The sequence below is a fragment of the Salipiger sp. genome (assembly GCF_048261495.1).
Lineage (GTDB): Bacteria > Pseudomonadota > Alphaproteobacteria > Rhodobacterales > Rhodobacteraceae > Salipiger.
On sequence record NZ_JBLXFX010000002.1, the window covers coordinates 611944 to 638527 of the forward strand.

Here is a 26584-nt window from a genome sequence, read left to right on the forward strand (position 1 = left end):
GACCGGCCTCCAGCACAACGGGTCTCCTCCCCGGCCAGACACAGGCAGCTTTTCAGCGATTCCAGGGAGATACCCGTGACTTTGGCAGCCAGGACGGTGCCGCTGGCGCTGGGACTCATGGCCTTTGCCGCCGCTTCGGCGATGGCGCAGGATGAGACCGGCCCGCGGCTTTCCATCGAACTCAACGCAACCGACCCCGAGGGCGAGGGCTGCAAGCTCAGCTTTCTCGTGAACAACGGCTACGAGGCCGACGTGCAGAGCGCGGTCTTCGAAACGGTGATCTTCGACACCGCGGGCAAGGTGGCGAGCCTGACGCTGTTCGATTTCGGCACCCTGCCCGCCGGTCGCCCGCGCGTGCGCCAGTTCGTGCTGCCCGGCGCCACCTGCGACGGGCTCGGCCGGGTGCTGTTCAACGGCGCGTCGCGCTGCGAGGCCGAGGGGCTGGAGGACGGCGCCTGCACGCGCGGGCTGGACGTCACCAGCCGCACCGGTGTGGAGGTGCTGGGATGATCGCGCCGGTGAAACAGGCACTTGCCGAGATATTTGCCCTCGGCGGCCCGGTGGTGATGATCCTCGTCGCGCTCTCGGTGCTGGTGCTGACGGTCGTTCTCTACAAGCTCTGGCAATTCACCGCGGCCGGGGTCGGCCGCCACGCGGCGCTGCGCGATGCGGTCGCCGCCTGGGACGCGGGCGACCGCGCGGGCGCGCGCGCCGCGCTCGACCGCTCGCGCAGCTACCTGCGCCCGGTGATCGACATGGCCCTGTCCGGCCAGCGCGACGCGGCCCGCCTTCAGGCCGAGGCCGAAACCCGTTTCGCGCGGCTCGAATCCGGGTTCCGCGTGCTCGACACCGTGGCGCAGATGGCACCGCTGCTGGGGCTGTTCGGCACGGTGCTCGGCATGATCTCGGCCTTCCAGGCGCTGCAGGATGCGGGCGCCTCGGTCGATCCGTCGATCCTTGCGGGCGGGATCTGGGTGGCGCTGCTGACCACTGCCGTCGGGCTGGCCGTGGCCATGCCCTCGGCCCTCGTGCTCAGCTGGTTCGAGGCGCGGATGGATGCCGACCGCCTGCTCGCCGAACGCGCGCTGCGCACGGTGCTCGCCCCCGGCCACGGTCCCGGCGCCGCCCGGGGCGCCCCCGCGGCGGAGCCGGTCCATGCGTAAGCGGCGCGCGCGGCGGCGGCTGTCGATGACGTCGCTCATCGACGTGATCTTCCTGCTGCTGCTGTTCTTCATGCTGAGTTCCACCTTCACCCGCTTTGCCGAGGTCGACCTGACCGCCGCCGGGGCCGGAGGCGCGCCGGGCGACAGCCGCCCGGTGTTCCTGCAACTGGCGCAGGACAGTCTGACCCTGAACGGGCGCGCGCTGGACCTCGACGCCCTGGCCGAGGCGCTGGCGCAGGACGATCCGGCGCAACCGCAACCGCTGCTCGTCGCGCTGAAGGGCGACGTGGATGCGCAGCGACTGACCGATCTGCTGGTGGTGCTGCGCGGCATTCCCGGCCTTTCCGCCACCGTTCTGGAGGCCGCATGATCGCCGCACGCCGGAAATCCGAACGCGAACCGACCATCGCGCTCATCAACATCGTCTTCCTGATGCTGATCTTCTTTCTCGTGGCCGGCACCCTGGCACGCCCGCTCGACCCGGCGCTGAAGCTTGTCGACACGCGCGGGCTGGAGGGCGCACCGCCCCCCGACGCGCTGGTGGTGCATCCCGACGGCGCGCTGAGCTACCGGGGCGATCCCGTCGCCTCGGCCCGGGCCTTCGTCGACCGGCTCGACCCCGGTGCGCGCGCCCGCGTCCGCATCGTGCCCGACCGCGCCCTGCCCGCGCACAGGCTCGTGACCCTCGGGCGCGAACTGCGCGAGGCGGGTGCCGAAACGGTTGCCATCGTCAGCCGGAGGGGCCTGCCATGATCGCCCGGTCCCGCACCGTGAAATGCCTCGCCGTGCTGCTGGCGGGCAGTGCCCACGGCGCGCTGGCGCTGGCGCTCATGCCAGATCCCGCGCCGGTTGAGATCGAGGGAAGCAGCGGCGGTGCCGAGGTGCGGCTCGGCACCTCCTTTGCCGACATGGCCGCCGGGACGCTGACCGCCGAGACCGCCGGGGAGGTGACCGAAACCGCCCCGCCCGCCGCGACCGAGCCGCTGCGCGCGCTCGAGCGGGCAGAGGCCCCCGCCCCGCCCCCTGCGCAACCCGCAATGACCGCCCCCCCGGCGGCGGCGCCCGCGCCTGTGCAGGCGGCGCGCGCCGTGCCCGAGTCCGGCGCACCAGTCTCGCCGCCCGAGGCGCTCCGTCCCGCCGAGATCGCCGCCGCCCCGGTCGCCGCCGCCCCCGCCCCGAGCGATGCCGCCCGCCCGGAGGAGGCCGCGCGGGCGCAACCGGCCGAGACGCTGACCGCCGCCGAGCCCGAGACCGCCGCCGTGCAACGCTCCCTGCGCCCGCAACCGCGCAGCGAACGGATCGAAACCGTTGCGCGCAACCGGGCAGAGCCGCCGCCCCGCCCGGCGGCCAAGGCAGCCCCCCGGCCCAAGCCCGAAGCCAGGCCCGCCGCGAAGTCGGCGCGTGGCAACGGCTCGGTAAATGCCCGCGCGGGCAGCAGCACCGGCCGGGCCGAGGCGCAGGCGACGACGAAGGGCAGCGGCGGCAAGGCAAGGTCGGCCGGCAATGCGGCGGCCAGCAACTATCCCGGTCTCGTCATGCGCAGGATCGAACGGGTGCCCAAGCCCCGCGTCGGCTCGCGCGGCGCGGCGGTGGTCTCCTTCTCCATCGCGGGGAACGGCGGGCTGGCCGGTGTGTCGCTCGCGCGCAGCTCCGGGTCTTCGGCGCTCGACACGGCGGCGCTGCAACTGGTGCAGCGCGCCGCCCCCTTCGCGCCGCCGCCGCAGGGCGCGCAGCGGCGTTTCTCGATCCAGATCAAGGGCCGCTGAACAACCCGCCCCGCCGCGAAAGCAGAAACGCCGCCGGAGGGAACCGGCGGCGTTCTCGCTGTCGTGTCCTGCGTGCCGTCAGAACAGCTTCGACAACGTGACCTTGAAGGTGCGCCCCGGTGCGGGCCGGTCGGACGAGGACAGGTGCCCGACATAGTCGAGGTCGAAGGCGTTCTCGATCCCGACCCGGATCTCGGTGTCGCGGAACGCGCCGGTCTGCGGCTTGAACGTGGCGCGCAGGTTGTGGACCGTGGAATCCTCCAGATCCGCGCCCAGCGCGTCGCGCTTGTTGGTGGCGTGCACCACCTCCCAGCTCAGGTCCAGCGCCTCGTCCCACTTCTTGCCGAGGGTCAGGCCGACCGTGTTGGCGGGGGTGTTGCGCCAGACCGTGTCGCTGCCCGCGCCGTATTCGCGCCCTGTGCCGAAATGCCCGCTGAGGTCGGCATAGAGCCCGTTTTCCAGCCCGTAGGACGCTTCGAGCTCGAAGCCCTGCGTCTCGACCCGGTCAAGCAGCGCCGAGGTGCTGCCGGAGGCGGTGTAGCTGGTGATGTCCCACATCTCGGTCCTGTAGAAGTTGCCGCGCACGGCAAGCCGGTCGCCCGAGGCAAAGACATCGGTGCCGGCATAGGAGGCGCCGATTTCCCAGGTGTGCGACTTTTCGGAGGTGCCCATCTTGTAGAGCGCGGAGGCCGAGGTGCCGAGATCGTCGATGATCGGCAGGCCCTCGGTATAGGCGGCCGAGCCGAAGAGGCTGAAGCCGTTGCCGAAGTCGTAGGCCAGCGCCAGCCCGCCCATGAGCGCGTCGTTCTCGAAGGTGCCTTCGCCGTTCATCCCGCTGACCTCGGAGGTCTCGTAGCGCAGCGCGGGCGTGACGGTCCAGCCGCCGATCGACATCTCGTCGATCAGGAAGGCGGCGATGCGGTGATCCTCGCCGCCCGGCGCGCTGGCGGCGGTGTTGTCGGCGCGTTCCTTGTGAATGAACTCGACCCCCGCCTTGAGGCGATGCGCGACGGCGCCGGTGGTGAACAGCGCGGTGTTCTTCAGCGTCAGCTTGTCGGTGACATAGCGCTGTTCCGCGTTCACCGTGCTTTCGAGGAAGGCAAAGGTCGGCGTGCCCTCCAGCGGCGACGACCCCGGCACATAGCTGTAGTCGATCACCTGGTCGGCCCGGCTGAGATTGGCGGAAAAGTCGATCAGGTCGTTGCCGAGCGGGTTCCAGCGGTATTCGATGGCGGTCTGGCGGGTGTCGGTCAGCCGGTCCACGTTGCCGAACATCCCGCCCGAGGTGGCGAACTGGTCGTAGGGCACGTCCTTGTCGTCGGCTTTGGTGCGGGAATGGGACAGGGTGATGCTGTGCTCGTCATCCTGCCCGAAGGTGAACTTGCCCTTGAGCAGCCCGGACGGCGTGGTGAAGCTGCTGTTGCCGATGGTGTCGCCGCTGCCGTCCGTCAGGTCGTCCTGCGTGCGCCAGGTGTAGTTGGCCAGGAACTCCACCCGTTCGGCGGGCTGCCAGGCCAGCAGCGTCGAGGTGGTGAACCCGCTGCCGTTGGAGCCGAATTCCAGCGTCTGGCCGAAGCGGAAGCCGGGCACGCCGCCGGTGAAGTCGCCGGCGTCCTTGGTTTCCAGCTTCACCACGCCCCCGACGATGCCCGAGCCGTATTCGAAGCTGCCGATGGTGCCGCGCAGCACCTCGACCGACCGGTAGAGGAACGGGTCGGTGAAGAGCTGCGTGCCGATGCGGTAGAGCTCCTCGGAGCCGACCGAGGCACCGTCGATCTGGATCGCCACCTTCTGGTCCGAGCCGTATGTGGTGTTGGCGCCGTAGCCGCGGATATTGATGCCGGAGCCCTGCGGCGTGGTGCCGTTGATGAGTTCGACCCCCGGCACGGAATCGATCAGCTGCGCGACCGTGCTCGCCTGCCGGTCCTCGATTTCCTCCTGGTCGACCACGGTCAGCGCCACGGCCGAGCCGGTGGCGATGTCGCGCTTGCCCGCCGTCAGGGTAAGGGTGCCGAGAAAGCCGTCCTCGCCCACCTCCTGTGCCGCGGCCGGTAGGCCGCAGGTCAGCGCCACGACCATGGCGGTCGTGCCTCGCAATATCCGATGCTGCATGTCTGTCCCCTTGTGTCAGCATGTGAGAATTCGCTCTGCTGCTGGCAAAAGGCTGGCCGCGCGGCGGGCAAGAAAACGGCCCGCCAACAAGATGCTTGCGCCGGATATCTTAACCAAGTAAATCAGTCAAGAATGACTTGTCAGCCTCGGGCGCCGCGTGCCGCGCCTCGCCAGCCGTCGCCCTTTCCGTCAGCAGGTGAGACCCTTCATGCAGCGACCCGCCCCTTCTCCGCTTGATATCCGCAACGCGCGTCTGTCCGATCCGAAGCTCCGCGAACGCGACCTCGCCCGCAAGCTGGGCATCTCCGAGGCGCAGCTTGTCGCCGCGCACACCGGCGCCGGCGCGACCCGCATCGCCGCCCATCCCGACCGCCTCATGCCCGCGGCGGAATCGCTGGGCGAGGTCATGGCGCTGACGCGCAACGACTCCTGCGTCTCGGAAAAGGTCGGCGTCTATGCCGACTACCACTCCGGCCCGCATGCGAGCATGGTGCTGGCCGAGGACATCGACCTGCGCATCTTTCCGTCGTGGTGGGTGCATGCCTTTGCCGTCGAGAAGGAGACCGACGCGGGCCTCCGCCGCTCGCTCCAGGTCTTCGACGCGGCGGGCGATGCGGTGCACAAGATCCACCTGCGCGACGGGTCGGACCTTGACGCCTGGGAACGGATCAAGGCCGATCTTGCCACCGGAGACACGGCCGACACGCTGGAGGTCGCGCCGCGCCAGCCCACCGAGGCGCCCAAGGCCGACCCCGCCAAGGCCGAGATCCTGCGCAAGGAATGGGCGCGCCTGACCGACACCCACCAGTTCCTGCGCCTCTGCTCGAAGCTGAAGATGAACCGCCTCGGCGCCTACCGCCTGGCGGGCGCCCCGCATGTCCGCGCGCTTGCCCCCGAGGCCGCGGACGACGTGCTGACGCGGGTTCGGGACACGGGCATCGAATTCATGATGTTCGTCGGCAACCGCGGCTGCATCCAGATCCACTCCGGCCCGATCCTCACCCTGCGCGAGACGGGGCCCTGGCAGAACGTGCTCGACCCGCGCTTCGACCTGCATCTGCGCCGCGATCACGTGGCCGAGGTCTGGGCCGTCGAAAAGCCCACCCAGCGCGGTCCGGCCCTTTCGGTCGAGGCCTTCGACGCCGAGGGCGGGCTGATCTTCCAGGCCTTCCCGATCCCCAAGGAGGGCCGCGACAGCCGCGAGCCCTGGCGCGAGATCGTGACCGCGCTGCCCGGCCTCGAAACGGTGCCGGCATGAGCGGCGCGACCCTGACCCGGCGCGCGGCGCTGGCCCTTGCCGGTTGCGCGCTGGCGGTTTCGGCGCAGGCGGCGGAAACCGCCGACGTGCTGAGCCTCGGCGGCGCGGTGACCGAAATCGTCTATGCCCTGGGCGAACAGGACCGGCTGGTGGCGCGCGACACCACCTCGTCCTTCCCGCCCGAGGCGCTGGCCCTGCCCGATGTCGGTTACCTGCGCGCACTGTCGCCCGAGGGCGTGCTGTCGGTCGCCCCGGCGCTGATCCTGTCCGAGGCGGATGCCGGTCCCCCCGAGGCGATCGAGGTGCTGCGTGCCGCCGACGTCGCCTTCGTCACCGTGCCCGAAGGCTTCGACGCCGCCGCCATCGCGGAAAAGATCCGCGTCGTGGGCGCCGCGCTCGACGTTCCCGAGCGGGCCGAGGCGCTGGCGGCCAGCGTCGCCGCCGACATCGCCGCGACCGAGGCGCGGGCGCAGGCGGTGGACACCCCGAAACGGGTGCTCTTCGTGCTCAGCGCGCAGGGCGGCAAGCTGATGGCGGGCGGTCAGGACACCGGCGCGGATGCGGTGATCCGCATGGCGGGCGGCGTCAACGCGCTGAGCGGGATCGAGGGCTACAAGCCCCTCACCGACGAGGCCGCCGCCGCCGCCGCGCCCGACGTGGTGCTGATGATGGACCGGGGCGGCGATCACGCGGCCACGGCGCAGGAGCTCTTTGCCCTGCCCGCGCTGGCGGTCACCCCTGCCGCGCGGGACCATGCGCTGGTGCGCATCGACGGGCTGAAGCTGCTCGGCTTCGGGCCGCGCACCGCCGAGGCGGTCTCGGACCTGCACCGCGCGCTCTACGGGGACTGAGCCATGGTCGCCCTCACCGACATGCCCGCCCGCAGCCGCGCGCCGCTGAGCCGGCTGGCGCGGGCCCGCCGCCTCCACCTGCTGCTGGCGCTGCTGCTCGCCTGTACCGCGCTCGCCAGCCTCGGCGTCGGCGCGACCGGCGTGTCGCTGGGCGACATCCTGTCCCGTCTCGCGCGCGGCGAGGCGCTGAGCCGGATGGAGCGGATCGTCCTCCTCGACATCCGCCTGCCCCGTCTGGTCATGGGGATCTGCGTCGGTGCGGCGCTGGCGGTCTCCGGCGCGGTCATGCAGGGGCTGTTCCGCAACCCGCTGGCCGATCCGGGCATCGTCGGGGTCGGCGCGGGGGCGGGCCTCGGGGCGATCTCGGCCATCGTCCTGGGGCTCTGGCTTCCGGCGGGCGTGCTGGCGGTGGTGGGTGCGCATCTCGTGCCGCTCGCCGCCTTCCTCGGAAGCTGGGCGACGACCTTGCTGCTCTACCGCGTGAGCACGCGGCACGGGCGCACCTCGGTCGCGACGATGCTGCTGGCGGGCATCGCGCTGGGGGCCCTGGCGGCGGCGCTCTCGGGGGTGCTGGTCTACATGGCGGACGACTCGCAACTGCGCGACCTGACCTTCTGGGGTCTCGGCTCGCTCGCGGGGGCGAGCTGGGCCAAGCTGTCGGTCGCGGCCCCCGCCATGCTGCTGGCGGTTGCCGGGGCGGCGCTACTGGGGCGCGCGCTCAACGCGCTGGCGCTGGGAGAGGCGACGGCGCATCACATCGGCATCCCGGTGCAGCGCATGAAGAACGCCGCCATCCTCGCCGTGGCGCTGGCCACCGGGGCGGCGGTGGCGGTGTCGGGCGGGATCGGCTTTGTCGGAATCGTCGTACCGCACCTGCTGCGGCTCGGCTCCGGGCCGGACCACCGGCCGCTGCTGGTCAATGCCGCGCTGCTGGGCGCCACCCTGCTGATCGGCGCCGACATGATCGCCCGCACCATCATCGCCCCGGCCGAACTGCCCATCGGCATCGTCACCGCCGTGCTCGGCGCGCCGGTGTTCCTGTGGATCCTGCTGCGCCAGCGCGCCGCCGTGGACCTCTGATCCCGTGCTGCGCGCATCCGGCATCGGCGTCCGCATCGGGCGCAAGCAGATCCTCGGGGGGCTCGATTTCGAGGCCGCTCCGGGCGCCGTCACCGCCATCGTTGGGCCCAACGGCTCGGGCAAGTCCACCCTGCTCAAGGCGATCACCGGCGACCTTCCGCACAGCGGGCGGATCAGCCTCGACGGCACCGACCTCGCCACGATGACCGCGCGCGACCTTGCCGCGCGGCGCGGCGTGCTGCCCCAGGGCTCGACGCTGGCCTTTCCCTTCACCGTGGCCGAGGTCGTCGCCATCGGCCTGCACCACGGCGCCTTCGGTGCGGAGGCGGCCATCGCGTCCCGCGCGCTCGAACGGGTTGGGCTCGGCGCGTTCGGCGGGCGCTTCTACCAGGAGCTGTCGGGAGGAGAGCAGCAGCGCGTGCAGCTTGCCCGGGTGCTGGCACAGGTCTGGGAGCCGGTGCAGGCCGGCAGGCCGCGCTGGCTGTTCCTGGACGAGCCGGTCTCGGCGCTCGACATCGCGCACCAGTTGCAGGTGATGCGGATCGCGCGCGACTATGCCGATGCGGGCGGCGGCGTGGTGACGGTGATGCACGATCTGAACCTCACCGCGATGTTCGCCGACCGCGTGGCGGTGCTGGCGCAGGGCCGCTGCCTTGCCGCCGGAACGCCCGCCGAAGTGATGACCGACGCCACGCTCGGGCGCGCCTATGGCTGCGCGCTGCACGTCGGGCGCACACCGCCGCCGGGCACCCCCTTCCTGCTGCCCCATACCGCCGCGACCGTCTGAGCCATTCCCCGCCCATCCCCGGATGCGACGCTTTTCAACGTCACCTTTTCGCGTAGGATGAGGCCATACATTTCGAGCGTATCACCGGGGGCATTTCCATGACGACCTATTCGCTTGACGGATTCGGCATCCAGTTCTCATCGGACGCGAGCAGCGCCCTGTCGGTTCAGGCGGCGACCCTGGACCTTGTCGTAAACGACGACAGGGGCTTTTTCCGATATCAGGGTCTCGGGAACGGGCGGACCTTCCTGCCGGAGATCGCCATCACCAGCTCCGGCATCTACAACGTCGACGTGAACGGCGCGCAGTTCAACACCATTTCCTGGCAGTTCGGGCTGGAATTCGGGCTGGGCCAGGCGACGTGGTCCGGCGGCACAACCTACCTGCTGACCGTGACCACGCCGGGCACGGCGACGGATTTCCAGTTCGTCTACCGCATCGGCGGCGCGCCCCTGCCCGACTTCTCGACCCCCGCGCAGGTGACGGCCTGGCTGGACGATGTCCGGTTCCTCGGCCCCGCGGGCGGCGATTTCGCCCCCGGCGATCCCATCGTCCTTGCCACCATGCCCATTGCGGCCAGCACCGAAGACGACCTCATCCTCGTGCGGTCGCATCCCTCCACGGACCGGGAGATCGACGGCGGCGCGGGCAACGACACCATCGTCGCGCTGACCGATGGCGGTTCGGGCAACATCCTTGTCGCAAGCCCCGGCTCCGATCGCTACGACCTGTCCCTTGTCGGCGATCAGGCCGATACCACTCTGGATTATTCCGCCCTCCGGCAGGGCATCACGGCGATGCTGGACGGGCCCGGCAATACCGGGGTCATCCGGGGCAGCGGCACCGACACCTATGTCGGCCTCGCCTCGGCGCTCGACGGGCAGCGCCTTGCGCTCATGGCGACGGATTCCGCCGACGTGATCGAGCTCGCCACCGACGGCGCGGCAGCGATCGACCTTGCCACCTACGACGGCATGGACCGCATCACGCTCGACCTCGGCGAGGATGGCCGCGCGACGGTGGCAAGCGGGGCCGGCTCCGACAGCGTGACCATCAGCCTCGGCGCGGGCGCGGAATTGACGCTGGTCGTGCAGGACCGGTCGCGCGAAACGGGCGCCGGCGCGATCCATGCCGATCTGTCCACGGGCATCGTTCGGGACGGCACCGGCGGAGAAGACACGATCAGCCTGACCGACGACGGCATCGTGACCCTGCTCGACGGCCTCGGGGACGACACCCTGATCGGCAGCGCGCGGGACGAGGTCTTTTCCATCTCCCGCGGCGATGACAGCATCGACGGCGGCGCGGGCTGGGACGTGCTCGACTATTCGAGCTACGTGTCGAGCTATTTCGACCCCGGCAGCGGCGACACGACGACCGTCACGCGCAGTATCAAGGACCTGGTGGTCGACCTCGCGGCCGGCACGGCCAGCGGCACCTTCGTTCCCCTCGACGGCGAGGACGCCGGGGATGTGACCGATACCGGCATCATCGCCGGGATCGAAGAGGTGCGCGGCTCGGATCGCTACGGGGACCGGCTCATCGGCGACGGACAGGCCAACCGGCTGATCGGCAACGCCGGAGACGACACGCTGGAAGGCGGCGGCGGGAACGACACGCTCGACGGCGGCGCGGATCGCGATTCCCTCGACGGGGGCGCGGGCAGCGACCTGCTGACCGGCGGCACCGGCAGCGACACCCTGAACGGCGGGAATGGCGACGACACGCTGGACGGCGGCGCCGGTGCCGATCGGTTCGACGGTGGTGCGGGCATCGACACGCTGCGCTACGCCGATGCGACCGGCCGCGTGATCGTCGACCTGCAGGGCCCGGTGGAGGGAAGCGTGCTGACCTTCTTCACCGGCGGCCTCGCCGAAGGGGACACATTCCACCACATCGAGAACATCTCCGGCTCGCGGTTTGCCGACAACCTGCGCGGCGATTCCGGGGTCAACATGCTCGAGGGCGGCAATGCCTCGGACCGGCTCTACGGCCGCGCGGGGAACGACATCCTGATCGGCGGTGCGGGTGTCGATGCGCTTTACGGCAACCTCGGGGCCGACATGATGACCGGGGGCACGGGTCAGACCGACCGTTTCATCTACTTCCAGATGTCCGAAAGCGGGGTCGGCAGCGGCAATCGCGACGTGATCGCCGATTTCGAACCGGGGCTGGACCGGATCGAGATCTCGCGCTTCGATGCGGATGCGACGCTGGGCGGCAAGCAGGCCTTCGACTGGATCGGCGATGCGGCGTTTTCCGGGACGGCGGGGGAACTCGGCTACCGGTACGACGACGGCCTGACCATCGTGCAGGCCGATGTCGACGGCGACGGCATGGCCGATTTCGAGATCGCGCTCGGCGCGGACCTCGTGCTGAGCGCGGAGGATTTCCTGATCTGAGCGGCGCGCTCAGCCGCCGGTCGCATCCCCGATCAGGCGGGCGAGATCCTCGCGCATGAGGTCGAGGAACCGGGCGACGTGCAGGCGCCCGTAGCCCGCGCGATAGCTGCCCCCGGCGCGGTAGTCGGGCGCGGCCAGCAGCATCAGGTCGCGGATCATGGTCTGGTCGACCTCGAGGGCGTCGCGGCCAAGCCCGGCTGCCGACGCCGCCTTCGCGGCCATGGACAGCGCCAGCGCCGCCGCGCCCGACACGTGCGGCGCGGCAAGGCTGGTGCCGGACTGCGTTTCGGTCATGCAGTCGCGGTCGGTCCCGGCCAGCGCGGCGGCCAGGCGGACCCCCGGCGCGATGAGATCGGGCTTCATCATCTGCGCGCTGTTCGGCCCTTCCGATCCGTCGGGATAGTCCAGCGGATCGCTGCCGGATTCCATCGCCGCCACGGTGATCGTCTGCAATCCGGTGCCCGGCACGGTGATGGTGCAGTTGCTTTCCACGTCCTGCGCAAAGACCAGCGTGCGCTCGGGCTGGTTGCAGAGCCAGGCATGCACCACGTCGGGCTGAAGAAAGCTGGTCGGCCGCAGGTGCACGCGCCATTCGCCGGGCTGCACCATGGTCTTGTCCCCCGGCGCGATCCGCAGAACCACGCGGGATTTCTGCCGGTTGTCGGTCGAGCGCAGATCGTAGCGGCATTGCAGCAGGTTGCGCGTGCCCAGCAGTTCCTCGAAGGAACGGTTGGCCGGAAAGACGCCGGACATGCCGCCCTCCGGGTCTTCGAGGCGCAGCTCGTAGCTGTTGCGGGACGAGAACCAGATCTCCATCACGTCGCTTTCGCCGCGCCGGGGCGTGCCGGAGGCCGGCAGGCTCTTCCAGCGCAGCAGCCTGCGGTCGGGGCCGTCGATCTCGAGCCGGGAATGGCGGGCCGAGTTGCGCTCGTTCCCGGCGGATTTCACCACCACCCGCCAGGGTTTCGCGACGAAGGCCGCACAGCGGTTCTCGAGCCGCGCGGTGCCGTCGCGGGCGCCGCTTTCGATACCGCTCGAGATATTGACCACCACCGGCAGGTCCAGCGCCTCGGCATGGGCGTCGATCAGGTCGAGCGCGCGGATATAGGCGGCATCGGCGCCGAAATCCTCGGGCGCATCGTTGAACCGCACGGCGAGGATGCGGGCGGCGGGGGCGATGCCGCCGCTGAAGCGATGCAGCTCCGTGCCGGTGCCGCGCCCGGCGGCGATGCTTGCGACGGCAGTGCCATGGAGCACCCCGCGACGCAGCGGCGCGCGGTCGTCATCGCCGAGCCCCGCGAGGTCGGCGGCGGTGTAGAGGATGCCTCCGTTCAGGCCGTAGGCCGCGACCAGCCCCTGCGCTTCGGCCGAGAGCGCCCGGGTCGGTTCGCCGAAGGCCGCGCCCGAGGTCTGATCCCAGTAGAGCGCGATCCGGCTGGCCCCGGCGGCATCGGTAAAGCACTCGTGGAAGGGGTCCAGCCCGTCGTCGATCACCGCGATCATCGCCGCCGCGCCATCCTCGTCGATGCCGGTGCGGTCGACGGGAATGCCCACGAAGGGCAGGCTCTGGCGGCATTCGGTGCGCGAGGAGGCGCGGCTTTCCTCGATCGACACCACGCCGGGCTGGCGGCCGAGCAGTTCCACCGCCTCGGCCCCGATGCGGGCAAAGACGTATTGCCCGCTGCGGCTGAGGCCGCTGACCCCCGGCAGGTCCGGCAGCGGCGTGGCGGCGTCGACGAGGTCGATGACCACGGGCCGGGTCTCTCCGCCGGCCAGCGCCATCAGCCCCGGATCGACCGAGCGCAGGACCTTCTGCGCGCCGACGATCTCGCGCCAGAGAGTGGCGTCCGCCCCCGCCTCCAACCCGCCGAGCAGCGTGTCGAGCGAGGCCCCCCGCGCGACCGGATCGGATTGCAGCACGGCAAGGGGGCTGTCCACGGCGTGCAGATGGGTCGCGATCACCTTCCAGCGCTGATCGAAGACCGGGGCCCCGGTGCTGCCCGGCCCCACGGCGAGGGAATAGGTCATGTCGCCCGCAGCCGTCTTCGGCCAGATCAGCACGGCCCCGGTGTCGTCCGACAGCAGCCGCGCCCCGGCGTAGGACATGACCTTCGGTCCGGGCGCCGGGTGATGGATGCAGGCGACGGGGCTGCCCGGCGTCCGTTGCCGCGCGATCTGCAACGGCGCGGCATGGACGACCGGCTGGTCGAGCCGCAGGAGCACCAGCCCGTTGACCGCATCGACGGAGGCGACCGAGCCGACCCGCCGCCGGACGGGTGCGCCGTCGTCCGCGGTGTCGAAGACGATCTCGACTGCGCCCGCGGCGGGCGCGGCGGCTGGTGCGGCGCCGTCGATCCCCAGCGCGGCAAAGGTGGTCACCACGATGCCCGGCGCCAGCAGCCAGCCGGTGCCGGTCGGCTCCGGCGCACGGATCGCGCAGACGGCTTTCGCCGCCTCCTGCCCGCGCGCGAGAAAGGACAGGTCGACCCATTCCAGCGGCCCCGCCTGTTGTCCCGGCAACGGCGCCGCCTCGGTGTCGAAGGGCGCGGCGACGGTCGCGTTCAGGATCGTCGGGCTCCAGGGGCTGCCGGGCGCGCGGGCGGGGGCGGGAAAGTACCGCGACCCGGCCAGGCTGCGGTTGTGCGACGGTAGGGAAAAGTACCCGCCGCCACCATCGGAAGGCGCCGAGAACACGGCGCCCGCGCCGGTGAACGGCCCGCCGCCCCCGGACAGCGGCGCGTCGGTGGAAACCGGACCCACGGAGACGTCGATCTCCGGAAGGATCACCGACGCAAGCTCGGGAAGGTCGCTGGCCCCGAACGGGGCGGCGGGCTCGGGCGGGGTGTCGGGCGCGGCGCCTGCGGTCGCCCCACCGGCGGCAAGCGCCTCGCGGAAAGCCGGTGCGGCAAGCAATCCCCGCCGGTCGAGCGCGCCTAGGACATCGCGCCGGAACCTGTCCTGCGGCAACCGGCCCCGTCCGGGTTGCGAGTCGATGGCGGCCGCGTAGTCCGGCCCGAGGCCGCGCAGGAAATCGAGGCAGGGCTCGAGCCCGGAAAACCGCGCCGCCAGCGTCCGGTCGATCTGCATGAGCGCATTGTCCGACAGCGCCCCGCGCTCCGCCCGCGCGGTGAACGGGCCGGCGGCGCGGGGGGCGTCGGGATAGCGCGCTTCGAAGACCGCCGCATCGGGGGCGGCGCTGCCGGGGACAAAGGTCAGTCCGAGCGCGCGCAACCGCGTGTCCAGCGCCAGTTCCGACGCGGGCACGGCCGAATTCTCCTGCAGGAAGCGGCCCGCGAAATGCAGCCCCAGCACATGCCCCGTGCCAAGGTCCACCAGCGGCGCGCCGCCCGCGCCGCCCAGCGTGGTGCAATCGTGACCGAGCGACCACCCGTGGCGCGTCGTCTCGCCGGGGACCACGGCGGACTCCATCGTGCGGCCCGGCGCCACCACCTTGTCGCCGGGCGCGAAACTGCCGAGGGCGGCGATCATCGCCGGATCGTTGCGCCAGGCGTCATTGCCGTAGGCCCCGATGACCGCAATCGGCGTGTCGGTCGCCACGGTGCCGCGCCCGTCGAGGACCAGCGGCGCGGCATCCGGCGCCTCGGCCAGTTCGAGCAGCGCGATGTTCAGCACCGGATGATAGAGCGGACAGCCGGTGACGGCGATGCGCGGCGGCGACTCGAGCGCGTTGCCGAAGGTCATCTCGGCCGGCCGCGCGAGGCCGGTCACGGCCTTGCGGTCGTCGAGCCGGACGATCTGGTCCGCCGCGTAGCGCGCCACCATCACCAGGCGCGGCGCCACCAGGAAGCCGCAACCGACCCAGGGCGAGATCTCGAACCCCGGGGTTTCCAGCCGGGCGGTCGCGGCGATGGCGCGGTCCAGCATGTCGGGGTCCGGGTCCTGCTGCACACCGGTCGCGCGGATGGCCGAGGTGAGCGCGGCGGGCCCCTCTGCCACACGCACCAGTTGCCGTTCCGGGGCGGGACGGATGATCGCCATCTCGCCCCCCTACCCGTCCAGCTTGCGGCGCAGCACCTGCGCGGCGCTGCGCAGCACCGGCAGACCTGCCGCGCCGCCCGGGGTTTCCAGGTTGTCCGCGACATGCGCCTCTGCCGCGTCGAGCGCCCCGAGCAGCGCCTTCTGCGAGGCGAGATAGGCCTCGGCCCCGGCGCCGCCGTCGTGGGGCGGATAGAGCAGTTGCAACCCGCGGATGTCGCCTTCGCTCAGGGTCTGGCCGTCGCCCACCGGCGCGCAGGCGCTGGGGGTGGTGCGGTAGAACAGCGGCGGAAAGCGGTAGAGCATGACCGAGGCGGGATCGAACGGGCCGGCGATCACCGCGGGATCTTCCTCGGTCTTCAGATTGCGGTCGACCTTGGCCCGGTCCCAGTGGTTGGGATAGCCCGCAAGATAGGTATAGATGCCGGGGCGGCGGCCATCGCGATCGCTGATGTAGCGCCCGACACCGTCGCGACAGGGCTGGTAGCCCTCGTCATCCTCCCAGCGGAAGGCGGCCTGACAGGGGCCGCGCATGTTCTGGTGGGCGTGGTGAAACCCGAGCGCATGCAGGAATTCGTGCAGAACGGTGCCGCGCCAGCCCGCCGGTCGTTTCACCGCGAACCCGCCGAGGTTCAGGCTCGTCTGGCCGGGCCGCCCGCCCACCGTGCCGAAGGCATCCCCGACCGAAACGTCGATGCTGTCGGTGCCGACAAGCGAGAAATTCCCGCGCTTGTCGAAGCTCACCCGGATGTCGGCGGCATGGTCCGTGTCGGCCTCGCTCCAGCGGCGGAAGCTCCCGTCGGCGAGTTCTCCGAAATCCAGCGTCATGCCGCAGACCGTGCCGATCTGTCCCGCCACGTGGGCGATGTCGCCGTGCAGATCCTGGTCGCCGTCGAGAAAGGCCACCCGCAGCGCGCTGCGCGGCCGCCAGCTTCGCAGGTCGCTGACGATGAATTCCAGCCCGCGATGGCCGCTGACCGACAGCGATTGCAGAGAGGCATTGCGGACGTCGAGACTGGCCGTCACCGCATCGGGCAAGGCGTCGAGCACCAGGTCGGAGTCGTCCAGGGCTTCGAAAAAGGACATTGCAAATGCTCCGCCGCATCCTGAAATACGAGCGTAGTCTGCGCAAACGGGCGGCATTCCGCAAGGTTAACCTTGAGACGGAACTCTCCCTATGAGGGTGCGCCGGCGCTCCCCGCGATCCTCAGAGCGCGGTCCAGCCGCCGTCGAGCATCATCGCGCTGCCGGTCATCAGGGTCGCCGCCCCGGAGGCCAGGAACACCGCCGCCCCGGCGATGTCGGCGACCTGCCCGATGCGGCCCAGCGGGATCCTGGACAGAACCTCGGCGCGGAAGCGCTCGTCGCGGAACATCGGTTCGGTCATCGGGGTCTCGACGAAGGTCGGGCAGATGGTGTTCACCCGGATGCCGTGCGGCGCAAGTTCCACCGCCAGCGCCTTGGTAAAGCCTTCGAGGCCCCATTTCGACGCGCAGTAGAGCGTGCGGCCGGCGGCCCCGACATGGCCCATCTGCGAGGACATGTTGATGACGACCCCGCCCTGCCCCGCCGCGATCATCCGCGCGGTCACCGCCTGCGCGGCAAAGACGGCGGCCCGCAGGTTGAGACCCAGCACGGCGTCGTAATCGGCGGGCGTCACCTCGGCCAGCGGCTTGGGCCGGTTGGTGCCGGCGTTGTTGACGAAGATGTCGAAGGCGGGACGCGCGGCCACCCGCGCGGCAAAGCCCGCGATGTCGGTGACATCCGCCTCCAGCGCCTCGGCGCGGTGGCCCGCGTCGCGCAGGGCCTCCGCCTCCGCACCGATCTCGGCGGCGCTGCGGGCGCAGAGCGTGACCTCGGCCCCCGCCTCGGCCAGCGCGCGGGCGATGGCGCGGCCGATGCCGCGCCCCGCGCCGGTGACCAGCGCGCGCTTGCCGTCCAGCCGAAAGGGATGCGCGGCGGCGCTCATTCCGCCGCCTCGCCGTAGGGGACGTTCCTGTGCCCGTAGCGGCGCACCCGGATGTTGCACTGTTCGGCATGGCCGACAAAGCCTTCGAGCAGGCAGAGCCGCGAGCCGTATTCACCGATCATGGTCGCCGCCGCATCGGTCAGGACCTTTTGATAGCTGTGCGTTTTCAGGAACTTGCCGACCCATAGCCCGCCGGTGTAGCGCCCCGCCTTCTTGGTGGGAAGCGTGTGGTTCGTGCCGATCACCTTGTCTCCGTTGGCGACATTGGTGCGGGCCCCGAGGAACAGCGCGCCGTAGGAGTGCATATTCTCGAGATACCAGTCGTCGCGGTCGGTCATCACCTGCACATGCTCGGAGGCGATGTCATTGGCGACCTCGAGCATCTCGTCATGGGTATCGCACAGGATGACCTCGCCGTAATCCTCCCAGCTTTTCGTCGCCGTGTCGGTCGTCGGCAGGATGGCGAGGATGCGGTCGATCTCGGTCAGGGTGGCCTCGGCCAGCTTGCGGCTGTTGGTGACCAGAACGGCGGGCGAGTTGTAGCCGTGTTCGGCCTGCCCCAGCAGGTCCGTCGCGCAGAGTTCGGCATCCACCGTGTCGTCGGCGATGACCATGGTCTCGGTCGGGCCGGCGAAGAGGTCGATCCCGACCCGGCCGTAGAGCTGGCGCTTGGCCTCGGCGACAAAGGCGTTGCCGGGGCCGACCAGCATGTCGACGGGTGCGATGGTTTCGGTCCCCAGCGCCATGGCGCCGATGGCCTGGATGCCGCCCAGCACGTAGATCTCGTGCGCGCCGCCCAGATGCATGGCGGCGATCACCGCCGGGTTCGGTTCGCCCTTGAACGGCGGGGTCGCGGCGATGATGCGGGGCACCCCCGCGACCGAGGCCGTGAGCACCGACATATGCGCCGAGGCGACCATGGGGAACTTGCCCCCCGGAATGTAGCAGCCCACCGACTGCACCGGGATGTTGCGATGGCCGAGGATGACCCCCGGCAGGGTTTCGACCTCGATATCCGTCATCGAGGCGCGCTGTGCCTCGGCAAAGTTGCGCACCTGCGCCTGCGCGAACCTGATGTCGTCGAGATCGCGCGGCGACACGCGGGCGATCAGGGCGTCGATCTCCGCCTGCGTCAGGCGGAAAGCGGCGGGCGCATACTTGTCGAACGTCTCGGACAGCTCGCGCACCGCCGCGTCGCCGCGGGCTTCGATGTCGCTCAGGATGGCCTCGACGGTCTCGCGGACCCGGGCATCGTCCTGCGAGCGTTCGTCCGAGGGTTTGCCGCGTTTCAGATGGGTGATGGCCATTGTGCTGTTCCTTGTGGCGTTTGGCAAAGGGGGCCGGACCGGCGGTCCGGCATCAGGGGACGAGCCTGTTGGGGCTGCGAAGGGCGACACCGCGCGGCGCCGGTGTCGAAGGCGCGACGCGCGGGGATCAGCCCGCGACCTTGGAGGGTTCGCCGTCGGCGAGGCATATCTCGGTGATCCGCAGGCCCTTGTCGGTGATGCGCGACGGAAAGGTGTCGCGGATGCGCTCTTCGTGCACGGGGATGATGCGGTGATCGTCGTAGTCGACCTGCTTCATCATCTCCTCGGTGGCGAGCACGAGGTTGGCCTGGGAACCGACGGCAAGCCCGACGGGGGTGTAGATCTCGCGCTCCCCGACCGCGTCGCCCGGACCCTTGATGTTCTCGAAGACGTAGATCAGATCGCCCGCCAGCACCCAGGTGTCCTGCGACGGCGCCTGCCCGTCGTTGCGCACCGTCACCCACATGGAGCCCCAGGTGTGACTGTCGTCCGCCGGGTGCAGGTCGATCCCCGGCAGCACGTCGGCCAGCGCACCGTTGACCGTCACCAGCCGCTTGTCCCGCGCCAGTTCCACCCCGCGCACGATGTCGCCGGGATCGACCGCGACCATCATCCAGCGCAGCCGGTCGGGCAGCGACATGGCCCAGACCCATTTGGATATCTCGCGTTCCTGGATGTAGAATTTCGCGTTGGGGAAGGCCTCGACATTGCCGAAATGGTCGAAATGGGCGTGGCTGATGAAACAGGTGTCCACATCCTCGGGCGCGATGCCGATTTCGGACATGACGGTTTTCGGATCGTGCCAGTTCTCGACCTTGAAGCGGTCGCCGAGCACCTTGCCGTAGTCCTTGTCGTTGTAGCCCACGTCGACCATGGCGACGTGATCGCGGCCCTTGATGACCACGTAGCAGTAGGGCAGCTTCACGTAGCCCTGGTTGTGCGCCCCGTAGAGCACGCCGCTCTTGTGATAATCCGCCACGTAGGAATATTCGCATACCCAGATCGAATAATCGGCCATTTCACTTTCCTCCCTTGGTTTTCGAAATCCGTTCAGCGCCCGCAGGAACAGCAGGCATGGGCGAGATCCACCATCTCGAGCCCGGCGCGGTCGGAACTGGCCGCGCGCAGATGCGCGTAGGCGCGTTGCACGGAAGCCGCGATCCGGTCGAAGGCGGCGGTGTTGTCGCCATGCGGGCGCAGGTCTGAGAACGTTCTCACCGCCTGACCCGAAAAATCGAGCGCGGCCCTCAGTTGATCCAGGTGCGGTTGCAGCGGCGCGGGCACGGCAAGACCGACCAGGCGGTCGGTTGCCTGCTGCCAGCGGGCGCGGCAGGTTGACAGCTCGTCGAGGTCGGCCACCTCGGCCCTGGTGGTGAGCTGCGCGAGGATCAACAGACCGGCAAGCTGGCCGACCACGCGGCGCAGGTCCTCGTAGAGCGGCCGGCAGGCCGCGGCGTAGCGCGCGGCGGCATCGGAGCCGAAGTCCCGCGCCATGGTCTCCGGGTCGGGCACCGGCGCCGGGGCGGGACCATCGGCAAAGATCGCGCAATCGGGGCGGTGCACGGTGGCGAGGCGGCTGAAAAGATCGTCTTTCATCGCGGGATCACTCCTCGGGGTCGGCGGTACGGTCGCGGGTGGTGTTGCGCACCACCAGGTCGCCCGGCGTCAGGCGCATGACGCGCGGTTCGAGCTGGCGGTCGGTGGCAAGATCGCGGGCAAGGGTCACGGTCGCCTCCATCATCTCGGACAGCGGCTGTGCCACGGTGGTCAGCCGGTGCGAGGGCCAGCCCGCCATGTCGATATTGTCGAAGCCGATCACCGAGAGGTCGTCGGGTACGCGCAGGCCCCGCCCCTCCTGCACGCCTTCGATGAAGCCGATGGCCACGATGTCGTTGGCGCAGAACACGCCGTCGATGGGCCCCGGCAGGTCGGCCGAGGCAAGCCCCGCCGCATAACCCGCGTGATAGGTGAAGAACCCCGCCTCGATCACCTGCGGCGCGGACAGGCCGCGCTCGACCGCGCGCTCGCAGAAGCCGCGCTGGCGTTCGACATTGGTCGAGGCGCCGGGAAAGGCCGAGACATAGACCAGGTGCCGGTGGCCGCGGTCGATCAGGTGATCGGCGGCCAGCCTGCCGCCCTCGACATTGTCGCAGGAGATGCCGAAACCCGCCCCGTCGGCGGAAAGGCGGTTGAAGAAGATGCAGGGCGCCCCGGCGCTTTCGCATTTCTCGCGGGCGTGGGAATCGAGGTTGGTGGCCAGCACGATCACCATGTCTGGCTGGTAGGTCAGCAGCAGCTCGACCGCCTCGTCGGTCTTGTCGGCCTGGTTGGCGGCGGCCAGCATCACGTTCATGCCCGCCCCCTGCAGGAGCCCGGTGAGATCGGCCATGACCTCCGGATAGAACGGGTTGGTGAGGTCCGAGACCACCATGCCGACGATCTGCGTCTTCTTGGTGATGAGGCTCTGGGCAAAGGGGTTCGGGCGGTAGCCGATCTCTGCCGCGCGTTCGAGCACGGTCTTGCGGGTCTCTGCCGCGATCACGGCATCCGGGTAGAAGGCGCGCGACACGGTGGATACCGACATGCCCAGATCCCGGGCAAGATCCTTGACCGTCACCCTGCGTCCTCTGACTCGTTTCTGATCGCTCACCATGGTTGTCCTGTCGTGTTTCCGGGCTGCATTCACTGGCCTGGCCTCATGCCATCGGGACGGAAGAATTGCACGGGAGAACACGGATTGCGTCACTTTCCTTGCATCCTCCGGCCGGAACGCCCGGCCGGAGGGGGTCCGGGGATCAGGGTTGAACGGTCGCTTCGATCTTGGTCAGCTTGTAGAGGTCGTCGGGCGCCTCGCAGCGGCCGCAGTTGATGCCGGGTTCGTTGCCGGCCTCAAGGATGTCTGCGGGCAGCGGCTGGATCGTCGCGCCCTCCACCGGAGTGCCGTTCAGCGCGGATTCCACGTTGACCTCCGGCAGCAGTTCCGGGCTCAGCACCTCGGAGACGAAGGAGGTGGGCACCTTTTCCGGCGGGAAGACGTTGCAGCCGTCGGTATAGGCGTCGCCCTCGCAGACCTTCACGGTGTCGGCGGGCACCCAGGGCAGCGGGTATTCGATGTTCATCGGTTCGAGTTCGCGCTTGCCGGTGAGAATTTCCATCATGATCTTGAAGGCATAGCCCGCCTGCGCCGGGGGCGAGCCCGCCGAGACGCCCGCAAGCCCCTTGGCCTGCATGTCGGGATCCGCCAGCGCCAGGCGGAAGCCGGCGGAGTTCTCGCCGGTCATCGGCACCAGCTTGTCGCCCGCGTCGAGCATGGCCTGGATCGCGCCGTATTCCCCCGCCTGCGCCCAGATGCCGTCGACATCGGGATGCGCCGCCAGCGCCTTGGCGGTTTCCTGCTGCGTGGTGCGGTCATCCCAGTAGGAATAGTATTCCGAGACCACCTCGATGCCGGGATATTGCGAGAAGACGTGCATCGCCCCGTCGGTATGACGCTGGTCGACCGAGTTGCCCGGAACCCCGCGCGACAGGAAGATCTTGCCCTTGCCGCCCAGTTCGTTGACCAGCGCCTGCGCGGTGTTCTCGCCGAAGCCCGAGGACAGGTAGCTGACGTTGTAGGCGCAGCTTTCGGTCACGGTGGCGTCGTACATGAAGAACAGCACGCCCTCGTCGCAGCCCCGCTTGATCGTGCGGTTCAGCGCGGTCGAGGAGATCGGGAAGCTGACGATGCCGTCGGCGCCCTCGTCGATCATGCTTTCATAGGCCGAGATCTGCGCCTGCGGATCGGTGCCCGAGATGACCTCGGTCAGTTCGACCATGTCGTTGTAGGGCGGCGTCGCGGCCAGCGCCTTGACGATGTTGGCGGCCTCGGACTGCCAGGCGTTGCCGGAATAGCTGAGGCTGAGGTAGATCTTGAACTTCTTTCCGTCCTGCGCCTGTGCCGGAAGCGCTGCCAGCGCCGTGGCGCCGAGCAGGCCGGCCAGGGCCGCCTTTCTCAGGGTGTTCGTCATCATGGTCGTATCCTCCTCTGGTGGACCATTTTTCCGGGTGTCCGCGCGGGCTAGCGCCAGAGCGACCCCAGCTTCTGAAAGAGTTCTTCGCGCAGCAGCAGCAGGGCGATCAGCACGATCGAGCCCTCGATGATGGTGCGCAGGCCGAATTCCAGCCCGATGGCCGAGATGATGGTGCCGAGCGTGGTGAGCAGGATCGCGCCCCCCACGGTGCCGAGGAACGTGCCTCGCCCGCCGAGGATGGACGAGCCGCCGATGACCACCGCCGCGATGGAGGGGAGCAGGTAGTTGTCGCCCATGCGCAGCGTCGCACCGTTGGAATAGCCCACCAGCATGATGCCCACGAACCCGGCGCAGATCGCGCTGACCACGTAGGGCAGCGTCTGCGCGGCGACGACCGGAACGCCCGCGATGCGCGCCGCCTCGACATTGGTGCCGACGGCATAGAGGTAGCGCCCCCAGACCGAGCGGCTCTGGAACAGCCAGCCGAGCAGCACGAAGGCGATGACGAAGAGCACCGGCATCGGCAGGCCGAAGGCCGCGCCCTTCATCAGCGCCGTCGCCGCCTCGGGAGCGCCGCCGCGCGGCGTGCCCCGGGTGTAGCCGAGCAGCGCCGAGGAGGTGATGATCGACATCGCCAGCGTCATGATGAACGGCGGCACCGCCAGCCAGATGATCCCGATGGCCGAGATCAGCCCGACTCCGCCGCAGATCGCCAGCACCACCACCAGGAGATACCAGGCCGAGGGGTCCGTCGCCCCCACCCAGTTGGTGGCGAGGATGCCGCCCAGCGTCATCACCGCCGGCAGCGACAGGTCGAGCCCGCCGGTCAGGATCACCAGCCCCTGCCCGAAGGACAGCACCACCAGGAACGAGCCGAGCACCAGCACCGTTTCCACCTGCGACCAGCTGCCCAGCGACGGGCTGATGAAGCGCGCGCCCAGCAGCAGCGCCACGCAGAGCACGGCCACGGTGACGGTCGAGATCGTCTCGCGGCTGATCCGTGCGCTGCGCCGGGTGTCGCCGCCCTGCGTGAACCGGCCCCCGGGGGTTTCATCCGCCATGGTCATTTTCCCTCTCCGATCCGTGACAGGACCCCGCTGAACACCACGGCAAGGATCAGGACGACGCCCTGAAACATGCCCGTGTAAAAGGACGACACCCCGCTGGAGAACAGCACCTTCTGCAGCAGCGTCAGGGTGGCCGCGCCCATGATCGAGGCGAACAGCCCGCCCCGTCCGCCCGACAGCGACGTGCCCCCGAGCGCGACGGCGGCAAAGGACAGCAGCAGCAACGGCGTGCCCGAGGTCGGGTTGCCGGTGGCGGTCTGCGCGCTCAGCATGAAGCCGGCGAGGCCGTAGAGCATGCCCGCCGCGACGAAGGTGCGGAACCGGACCGAGCGCACGTCGATCCCCGAAAGTGCTGCGGCGTGTTCGTCCGCGCCGACGGCATAGATCGCCACGCCGAAATCCGTCCGCCGCATCATCAGCCAGACCCCCGTCACGACGGCGATGACCAAGCCCGACACGGGGATGACCTTCCACAGGCGGTCGGTCATCTCGTAGCTGATCCACTCGGCCACGTAGCCGCCCGGCGCATTCAGGATGACCAGCGCGATGCCCTGGCAGATGATCATGGTCGCCAGCGTCGCGGCGATGGACTGCAGCTTCAGATGCGCCACGAGGATGCCGTTGACCGCGCCCACCGCCGCGCCGATGGCGAGGCAGATCAGCACCGAGGCGGCCGCGCCGCCCGGCCCTTCGAGCGGATGGACCGCGAGCACCACGTTGCAGATCGAGATCACCCCGGCCAGCGACAGGTCGAACCCCCGGCTGAGCACCACCAGCGTCTGCCCGGCGGCGGCCAGCGCCAGCGGCGCGGTGTTGTTCATCAGCGCCGCGATGCCGTAGGGTTCCAGCGCGCGCGGCTGAAGCCAGCCGTAGAGCGCGTAAAGCCCCAGGTAGATCAGCACGATCATCCCCGCGCCCTGCGTCAGCCGCCAGAGCGGCGACGACCGCGGCGCCTGCATCGTCGTTCCGCTCATCCCGCGACCTCCCTGGATGCGCTCGGGGGGACCGCGTGGCCGATCATGCCCGCCACCAGCCGGTGCTCCGCGATGTCTCCGCCCTCGACCTCGGCAAAGACGCGGCCGCCGTAGAGAACGAGGCAGCGGTCGGCGAGCTGCACGATTTCCGGCAGTTCCGAGGAATAGAACAGCACCGATCCGCCCCGGTCCGCGAAGGCCCGGATCGCGGCATAGATCGCCTCCTTCGTGCCGACATCGACGCCGCGCGTGGGATCGAAGAGCAACAGCGTCTGCGCCCCGGTCGCCAGCGTGCGCGCCATCAGCGCCTTCTGCTGGTTTCCCCCGGAAAGGTCGCCGATGGGAAAGGACAGGTAGCGCGGGCTCATCTCGACCCGCGCGGCGGCCTCGGCGGCGGCGGCTTCCTCGCCCTTCCGGCCGATCAGCCCTGCGCTCGAAATGCGCGGCAGGAACGGCAGCACGACGTTGGTCGCCGCCGAGAGCCCGTCGAGAATGCCTTCGGTCTTGCGCTCTTCCGGCAGGTAGGCAAGTCCCGAGGCGAACGCCAGCGCCTCGCGCGGGCTGCGGCAGACGGCCCTTTGCCCGTCGATGCGGATCTCGCCCCGCTCCGGCGCGGCAAGCCCGGCCATGATCCGGAACAGCCCGCGCTGTCCCTGCCCCTCCAGCGCCGCGACGCCCAGCACCTCGCCTGCCCCGAGATCGAAGGACAGCCCGTTCAGCCCCTGCCCCTCCAGCCCGGAGACCGAAACCCGCGCCGCCGTATCCGCCCGCTGCCGCCGCGCCGGACGGGCATGCCCGACGCGATGACCGACCATCATCTCGAAGATGTCGCTGTCGCTCGCCTCTCCAAGTCCGACCGAGGCGATGGACCGGCCGTTTCGCAGCACCGTCGCCGTGGTGCAGATCGCGCGGACCTCGGCCAGGCGGTGCGAAATGTAGAGGATCGCCACGCCGCGCGCCTTGGCCTTTTCGATCTGCGCGAACAGCCAGTCGGTTTCGGCCAGGGCGGCGGTCGGTTCGTCGAGGATCAGCACCCGCCCCGCCGCCTCGATGGCGCGGGTGATCTCGATGCGCTGCCGCTCCGCGAGGGGCAGCGCGCGCACCACCGCGCCGGGGTCGATCCGGCTCAGGTCGTGCCGGTCGAGAATCTCGCGCCCGGCCTCCAGCCCGCGGCGCCGCGAGACGAGCCCGCCGCGCCCCTTTCGCAGGGCCGGCAACTGGAGGTTCTCGGCCACGGTCAGGTTGGGCACGAGGCTCAGTTCCTGGAACGCCGTCGCCACGCCGGAGGCTCGCGCCTCGATGATCGACCGGGGGACGTATCCGGCGCCGTGAAGCTGCATCCCGCCGCGATCGGGGATCACCGCGCCGGTCAGGATCTTGACCAGCGTCGACTTGCCCGCACCGTTTTCGCCGAGCAGCGCGTGCACCTCGCCCGCGGGCAGGGACAAGTCCGCATGTTCCAGCGCGACCGTGGCCCCGTAGGATTTTCTCAACCCCGCGGCGCGCAGATCGCGCAAGGGGCCACCGCCCCCCGGACTCCCGGGGCTGCCTGCCGTTTCCGTCATTCGATTTCCTCCCGTCGCCCAGGTCACGCTCCCTGTGGGAACGTTCTCTGAGAACGTTCTCTTTACAGCGCGCATTTCCGATTCCGTCAAGCATTTCCGGCGAAGACCAGACAGGGCTTCAGTCAGAACGGGTGAGTTTGTCTCCGTAACATATTGATGAGGATATTTTTCCTACGCCTGCAGGGACCCCTACGTGCGCCCCGGAACGAAAAAGGCCCGCCATCACTGGCGGGCCCTTGGTGTGCGGGGTGTCGGGGTCAGAGCTTTTTGGTGAGCT

22 protein-coding genes are annotated in these 26584 nt (G+C 69.9%); 10 read left to right on the plus strand and 12 right to left on the minus strand.

The annotated features are described in order from the left end of the window. Positions 1 to 75 precede the first annotated feature (75 nt). Genes ACN0RJ_RS06470 through ACN0RJ_RS06490 form a run of 5 tightly spaced genes read left to right on the plus strand, consistent with a single transcriptional unit; the run spans position 76 to position 2929 of the window. A complete protein-coding gene (locus tag ACN0RJ_RS06470; RefSeq protein WP_417723739.1) occupies positions 76 to 510 on the plus strand; it encodes a hypothetical protein in 435 nt (144 codons plus the stop codon). Then, on the plus strand, positions 507 to 1163 hold the full coding sequence (locus tag ACN0RJ_RS06475; RefSeq protein WP_417723740.1) for a MotA/TolQ/ExbB proton channel family protein: 657 nt from the start codon (positions 507 to 509) through the stop codon (positions 1161 to 1163). Before ACN0RJ_RS06470 ends, ACN0RJ_RS06475 begins: the two co-directional genes overlap by 4 nt. Further along, a complete protein-coding gene (locus ACN0RJ_RS06480) occupies positions 1156 to 1533 on the plus strand; it encodes a biopolymer transporter ExbD (protein WP_417721887.1) in 378 nt (125 codons plus the stop codon). The genes ACN0RJ_RS06475 and ACN0RJ_RS06480 overlap by 8 nt, the downstream gene beginning before the upstream one ends. After that, complete coding sequence (locus tag ACN0RJ_RS06485) at positions 1530 to 1916, plus strand: ExbD/TolR family protein (RefSeq protein WP_417723741.1); 387 nt, start codon at positions 1530 to 1532, stop codon at positions 1914 to 1916. Before ACN0RJ_RS06480 ends, ACN0RJ_RS06485 begins: the two co-directional genes overlap by 4 nt. Then, positions 1913 to 2929, plus strand: coding sequence for an energy transducer TonB family protein (locus ACN0RJ_RS06490; RefSeq protein WP_417723742.1), 1017 nt, complete (start codon positions 1913 to 1915; stop codon positions 2927 to 2929). Before ACN0RJ_RS06485 ends, ACN0RJ_RS06490 begins: the two co-directional genes overlap by 4 nt. Before the next feature lie 78 nt (positions 2930 to 3007). On the opposite strand, the gene ACN0RJ_RS06495 is transcribed toward ACN0RJ_RS06490, so the two are convergent. After that, positions 3008 to 5041, minus strand: a complete 2034-nt coding sequence (locus ACN0RJ_RS06495) for a TonB-dependent receptor plug domain-containing protein (protein WP_417723743.1) — start codon at positions 5039 to 5041, stop codon at positions 3008 to 3010. Positions 5042 to 5249: 208 nt separating this feature from the next. Between ACN0RJ_RS06495 and ACN0RJ_RS06500 the strand changes: the two genes are divergently transcribed. From ACN0RJ_RS06500 to ACN0RJ_RS06520, 5 genes are all read left to right on the plus strand, one after another. Further along, on the plus strand, positions 5250 to 6299 hold the full coding sequence (locus ACN0RJ_RS06500; RefSeq protein WP_417721883.1) for a hemin-degrading factor: 1050 nt from the start codon (positions 5250 to 5252) through the stop codon (positions 6297 to 6299). After that, entirely contained in the window at positions 6296 to 7150 is an 855-nt protein-coding gene (locus tag ACN0RJ_RS06505; RefSeq protein WP_417723744.1) for a heme/hemin ABC transporter substrate-binding protein, read from the plus strand. Before ACN0RJ_RS06500 ends, ACN0RJ_RS06505 begins: the two co-directional genes overlap by 4 nt. Before the next feature lie 3 nt (positions 7151 to 7153). After that, entirely contained in the window at positions 7154 to 8230 is a 1077-nt protein-coding gene (locus ACN0RJ_RS06510) for a FecCD family ABC transporter permease (RefSeq protein WP_417723745.1), read from the plus strand. 4 nt (positions 8231 to 8234) lie between these two features. Next, positions 8235 to 9017 carry a heme ABC transporter ATP-binding protein gene (locus ACN0RJ_RS06515; protein ID WP_417723746.1) on the plus strand — a complete coding sequence of 261 codons (783 nt, stop codon included), beginning with the start codon at positions 8235 to 8237 and terminating at the stop codon, positions 9015 to 9017. A gap of 98 nt (positions 9018 to 9115) precedes the next feature. Then, positions 9116 to 11419 (plus strand): calcium-binding protein, encoded by a 2304-nt coding sequence (locus tag ACN0RJ_RS06520; RefSeq protein ID WP_417723747.1) that lies wholly within the window; start codon positions 9116 to 9118, stop codon positions 11417 to 11419. 9 nt (positions 11420 to 11428) lie between these two features. Here the strand turns inward: ACN0RJ_RS06520 and ACN0RJ_RS06525 are convergent, their stop codons facing one another. The 11 genes from ACN0RJ_RS06525 to ACN0RJ_RS06575 all read right to left on the minus strand — a co-directional run bounded on the left by ACN0RJ_RS06525 (position 11429) and on the right by ACN0RJ_RS06575 (position 26307). Beyond that, positions 11429 to 15418 carry a S8 family serine peptidase gene (locus tag ACN0RJ_RS06525; RefSeq protein ID WP_417723748.1) on the minus strand — a complete coding sequence of 1330 codons (3990 nt, stop codon included), beginning with the start codon at positions 15416 to 15418 and terminating at the stop codon, positions 11429 to 11431. 9 nt (positions 15419 to 15427) lie between these two features. Further along, positions 15428 to 16501, minus strand: a complete 1074-nt coding sequence (locus ACN0RJ_RS06530) for a hypothetical protein (RefSeq protein WP_417723749.1) — start codon at positions 16499 to 16501, stop codon at positions 15428 to 15430. 121 nt (positions 16502 to 16622) lie between these two features. Further along, positions 16623 to 17384 (minus strand): SDR family NAD(P)-dependent oxidoreductase, encoded by a 762-nt coding sequence (locus ACN0RJ_RS06535; protein WP_417723750.1) that lies wholly within the window; start codon positions 17382 to 17384, stop codon positions 16623 to 16625. Then, on the minus strand, positions 17381 to 18691 hold the full coding sequence (gene hisD, locus ACN0RJ_RS06540; protein ID WP_417721875.1) for a histidinol dehydrogenase: 1311 nt from the start codon (positions 18689 to 18691) through the stop codon (positions 17381 to 17383). The genes ACN0RJ_RS06535 and hisD overlap by 4 nt, the downstream gene beginning before the upstream one ends. 127 nt (positions 18692 to 18818) lie before the next feature. Next, positions 18819 to 19709, minus strand: a complete 891-nt coding sequence (locus ACN0RJ_RS06545) for an N-acyl homoserine lactonase family protein (RefSeq protein WP_417721874.1) — start codon at positions 19707 to 19709, stop codon at positions 18819 to 18821. A 32-nt stretch (positions 19710 to 19741) separates the two neighbouring features. Next, a complete protein-coding gene (locus tag ACN0RJ_RS06550) occupies positions 19742 to 20287 on the minus strand; it encodes a hypothetical protein (protein ID WP_417721873.1) in 546 nt (181 codons plus the stop codon). A 7-nt stretch (positions 20288 to 20294) separates the two neighbouring features. Further along, positions 20295 to 21344, minus strand: coding sequence for a LacI family DNA-binding transcriptional regulator (locus ACN0RJ_RS06555; RefSeq protein ID WP_417723751.1), 1050 nt, complete (start codon positions 21342 to 21344; stop codon positions 20295 to 20297). A 142-nt stretch (positions 21345 to 21486) separates the two neighbouring features. After that, the gene (locus tag ACN0RJ_RS06560) at positions 21487 to 22701 is read right to left on the minus strand and encodes a sugar ABC transporter substrate-binding protein (protein WP_417721871.1); all 1215 of its coding nucleotides are present in this window, start codon (positions 22699 to 22701) and stop codon (positions 21487 to 21489) included. Positions 22702 to 22748: 47 nt separating this feature from the next. After that, positions 22749 to 23768, minus strand: coding sequence for an ABC transporter permease (locus ACN0RJ_RS06565; RefSeq protein WP_417723752.1), 1020 nt, complete (start codon positions 23766 to 23768; stop codon positions 22749 to 22751). Next, positions 23765 to 24742, minus strand: a complete 978-nt coding sequence (locus ACN0RJ_RS06570) for an ABC transporter permease (RefSeq protein ID WP_417721869.1) — start codon at positions 24740 to 24742, stop codon at positions 23765 to 23767. Before ACN0RJ_RS06570 ends, ACN0RJ_RS06565 begins: the two co-directional genes overlap by 4 nt. Further along, positions 24739 to 26307 (minus strand): sugar ABC transporter ATP-binding protein, encoded by a 1569-nt coding sequence (locus ACN0RJ_RS06575; protein WP_417723753.1) that lies wholly within the window; start codon positions 26305 to 26307, stop codon positions 24739 to 24741. Before ACN0RJ_RS06575 ends, ACN0RJ_RS06570 begins: the two co-directional genes overlap by 4 nt. Positions 26308 to 26584: the final 277 nt, after the last annotated feature.

Excerpts from the sequence above, each read along its gene's own strand:
- ACN0RJ_RS06475 (WP_417723740.1), top strand. The coding sequence starts at position 507 with ATGATCGCGCCGGTGAAACAGGCACTTGCCGAGATATTTGCCCTCGGC.
- ACN0RJ_RS06480 (WP_417721887.1), top strand. The coding sequence starts at position 1,156 with ATGCGTAAGCGGCGCGCGCGGCGGCGGCTGTCGATGACGTCGCTCATC.
- ACN0RJ_RS06485 (WP_417723741.1), top strand. The coding sequence starts at position 1,530 with ATGATCGCCGCACGCCGGAAATCCGAACGCGAACCGACCATCGCGCTC.
- ACN0RJ_RS06490 (WP_417723742.1), top strand. The coding sequence starts at position 1,913 with ATGATCGCCCGGTCCCGCACCGTGAAATGCCTCGCCGTGCTGCTGGCG.
- ACN0RJ_RS06495 (WP_417723743.1), bottom strand. The coding sequence starts at position 5,041 with ATGCAGCATCGGATATTGCGAGGCACGACCGCCATGGTCGTGGCGCTG.
- ACN0RJ_RS06500 (WP_417721883.1), top strand. The coding sequence starts at position 5,250 with ATGCAGCGACCCGCCCCTTCTCCGCTTGATATCCGCAACGCGCGTCTG.
- ACN0RJ_RS06505 (WP_417723744.1), top strand. The coding sequence starts at position 6,296 with ATGAGCGGCGCGACCCTGACCCGGCGCGCGGCGCTGGCCCTTGCCGGT.
- ACN0RJ_RS06510 (WP_417723745.1), top strand. The coding sequence starts at position 7,154 with ATGGTCGCCCTCACCGACATGCCCGCCCGCAGCCGCGCGCCGCTGAGC.
- ACN0RJ_RS06520 (WP_417723747.1), top strand. The coding sequence starts at position 9,116 with ATGACGACCTATTCGCTTGACGGATTCGGCATCCAGTTCTCATCGGAC.
- ACN0RJ_RS06525 (WP_417723748.1), bottom strand. The coding sequence starts at position 15,418 with ATGGCGATCATCCGTCCCGCCCCGGAACGGCAACTGGTGCGTGTGGCA.
- ACN0RJ_RS06530 (WP_417723749.1), bottom strand. The coding sequence starts at position 16,501 with ATGTCCTTTTTCGAAGCCCTGGACGACTCCGACCTGGTGCTCGACGCC.
- ACN0RJ_RS06535 (WP_417723750.1), bottom strand. The coding sequence starts at position 17,384 with ATGAGCGCCGCCGCGCATCCCTTTCGGCTGGACGGCAAGCGCGCGCTG.
- hisD (WP_417721875.1), bottom strand. The coding sequence starts at position 18,691 with ATGGCCATCACCCATCTGAAACGCGGCAAACCCTCGGACGAACGCTCG.
- ACN0RJ_RS06545 (WP_417721874.1), bottom strand. The coding sequence starts at position 19,709 with ATGGCCGATTATTCGATCTGGGTATGCGAATATTCCTACGTGGCGGAT.
- ACN0RJ_RS06550 (WP_417721873.1), bottom strand. The coding sequence starts at position 20,287 with ATGAAAGACGATCTTTTCAGCCGCCTCGCCACCGTGCACCGCCCCGAT.
- ACN0RJ_RS06555 (WP_417723751.1), bottom strand. The coding sequence starts at position 21,344 with ATGGTGAGCGATCAGAAACGAGTCAGAGGACGCAGGGTGACGGTCAAG.
- ACN0RJ_RS06560 (WP_417721871.1), bottom strand. The coding sequence starts at position 22,701 with ATGATGACGAACACCCTGAGAAAGGCGGCCCTGGCCGGCCTGCTCGGC.
- ACN0RJ_RS06565 (WP_417723752.1), bottom strand. The coding sequence starts at position 23,768 with ATGACCATGGCGGATGAAACCCCCGGGGGCCGGTTCACGCAGGGCGGC.
- ACN0RJ_RS06570 (WP_417721869.1), bottom strand. The coding sequence starts at position 24,742 with ATGAGCGGAACGACGATGCAGGCGCCGCGGTCGTCGCCGCTCTGGCGG.
- ACN0RJ_RS06575 (WP_417723753.1), bottom strand. The coding sequence starts at position 26,307 with ATGACGGAAACGGCAGGCAGCCCCGGGAGTCCGGGGGGCGGTGGCCCC.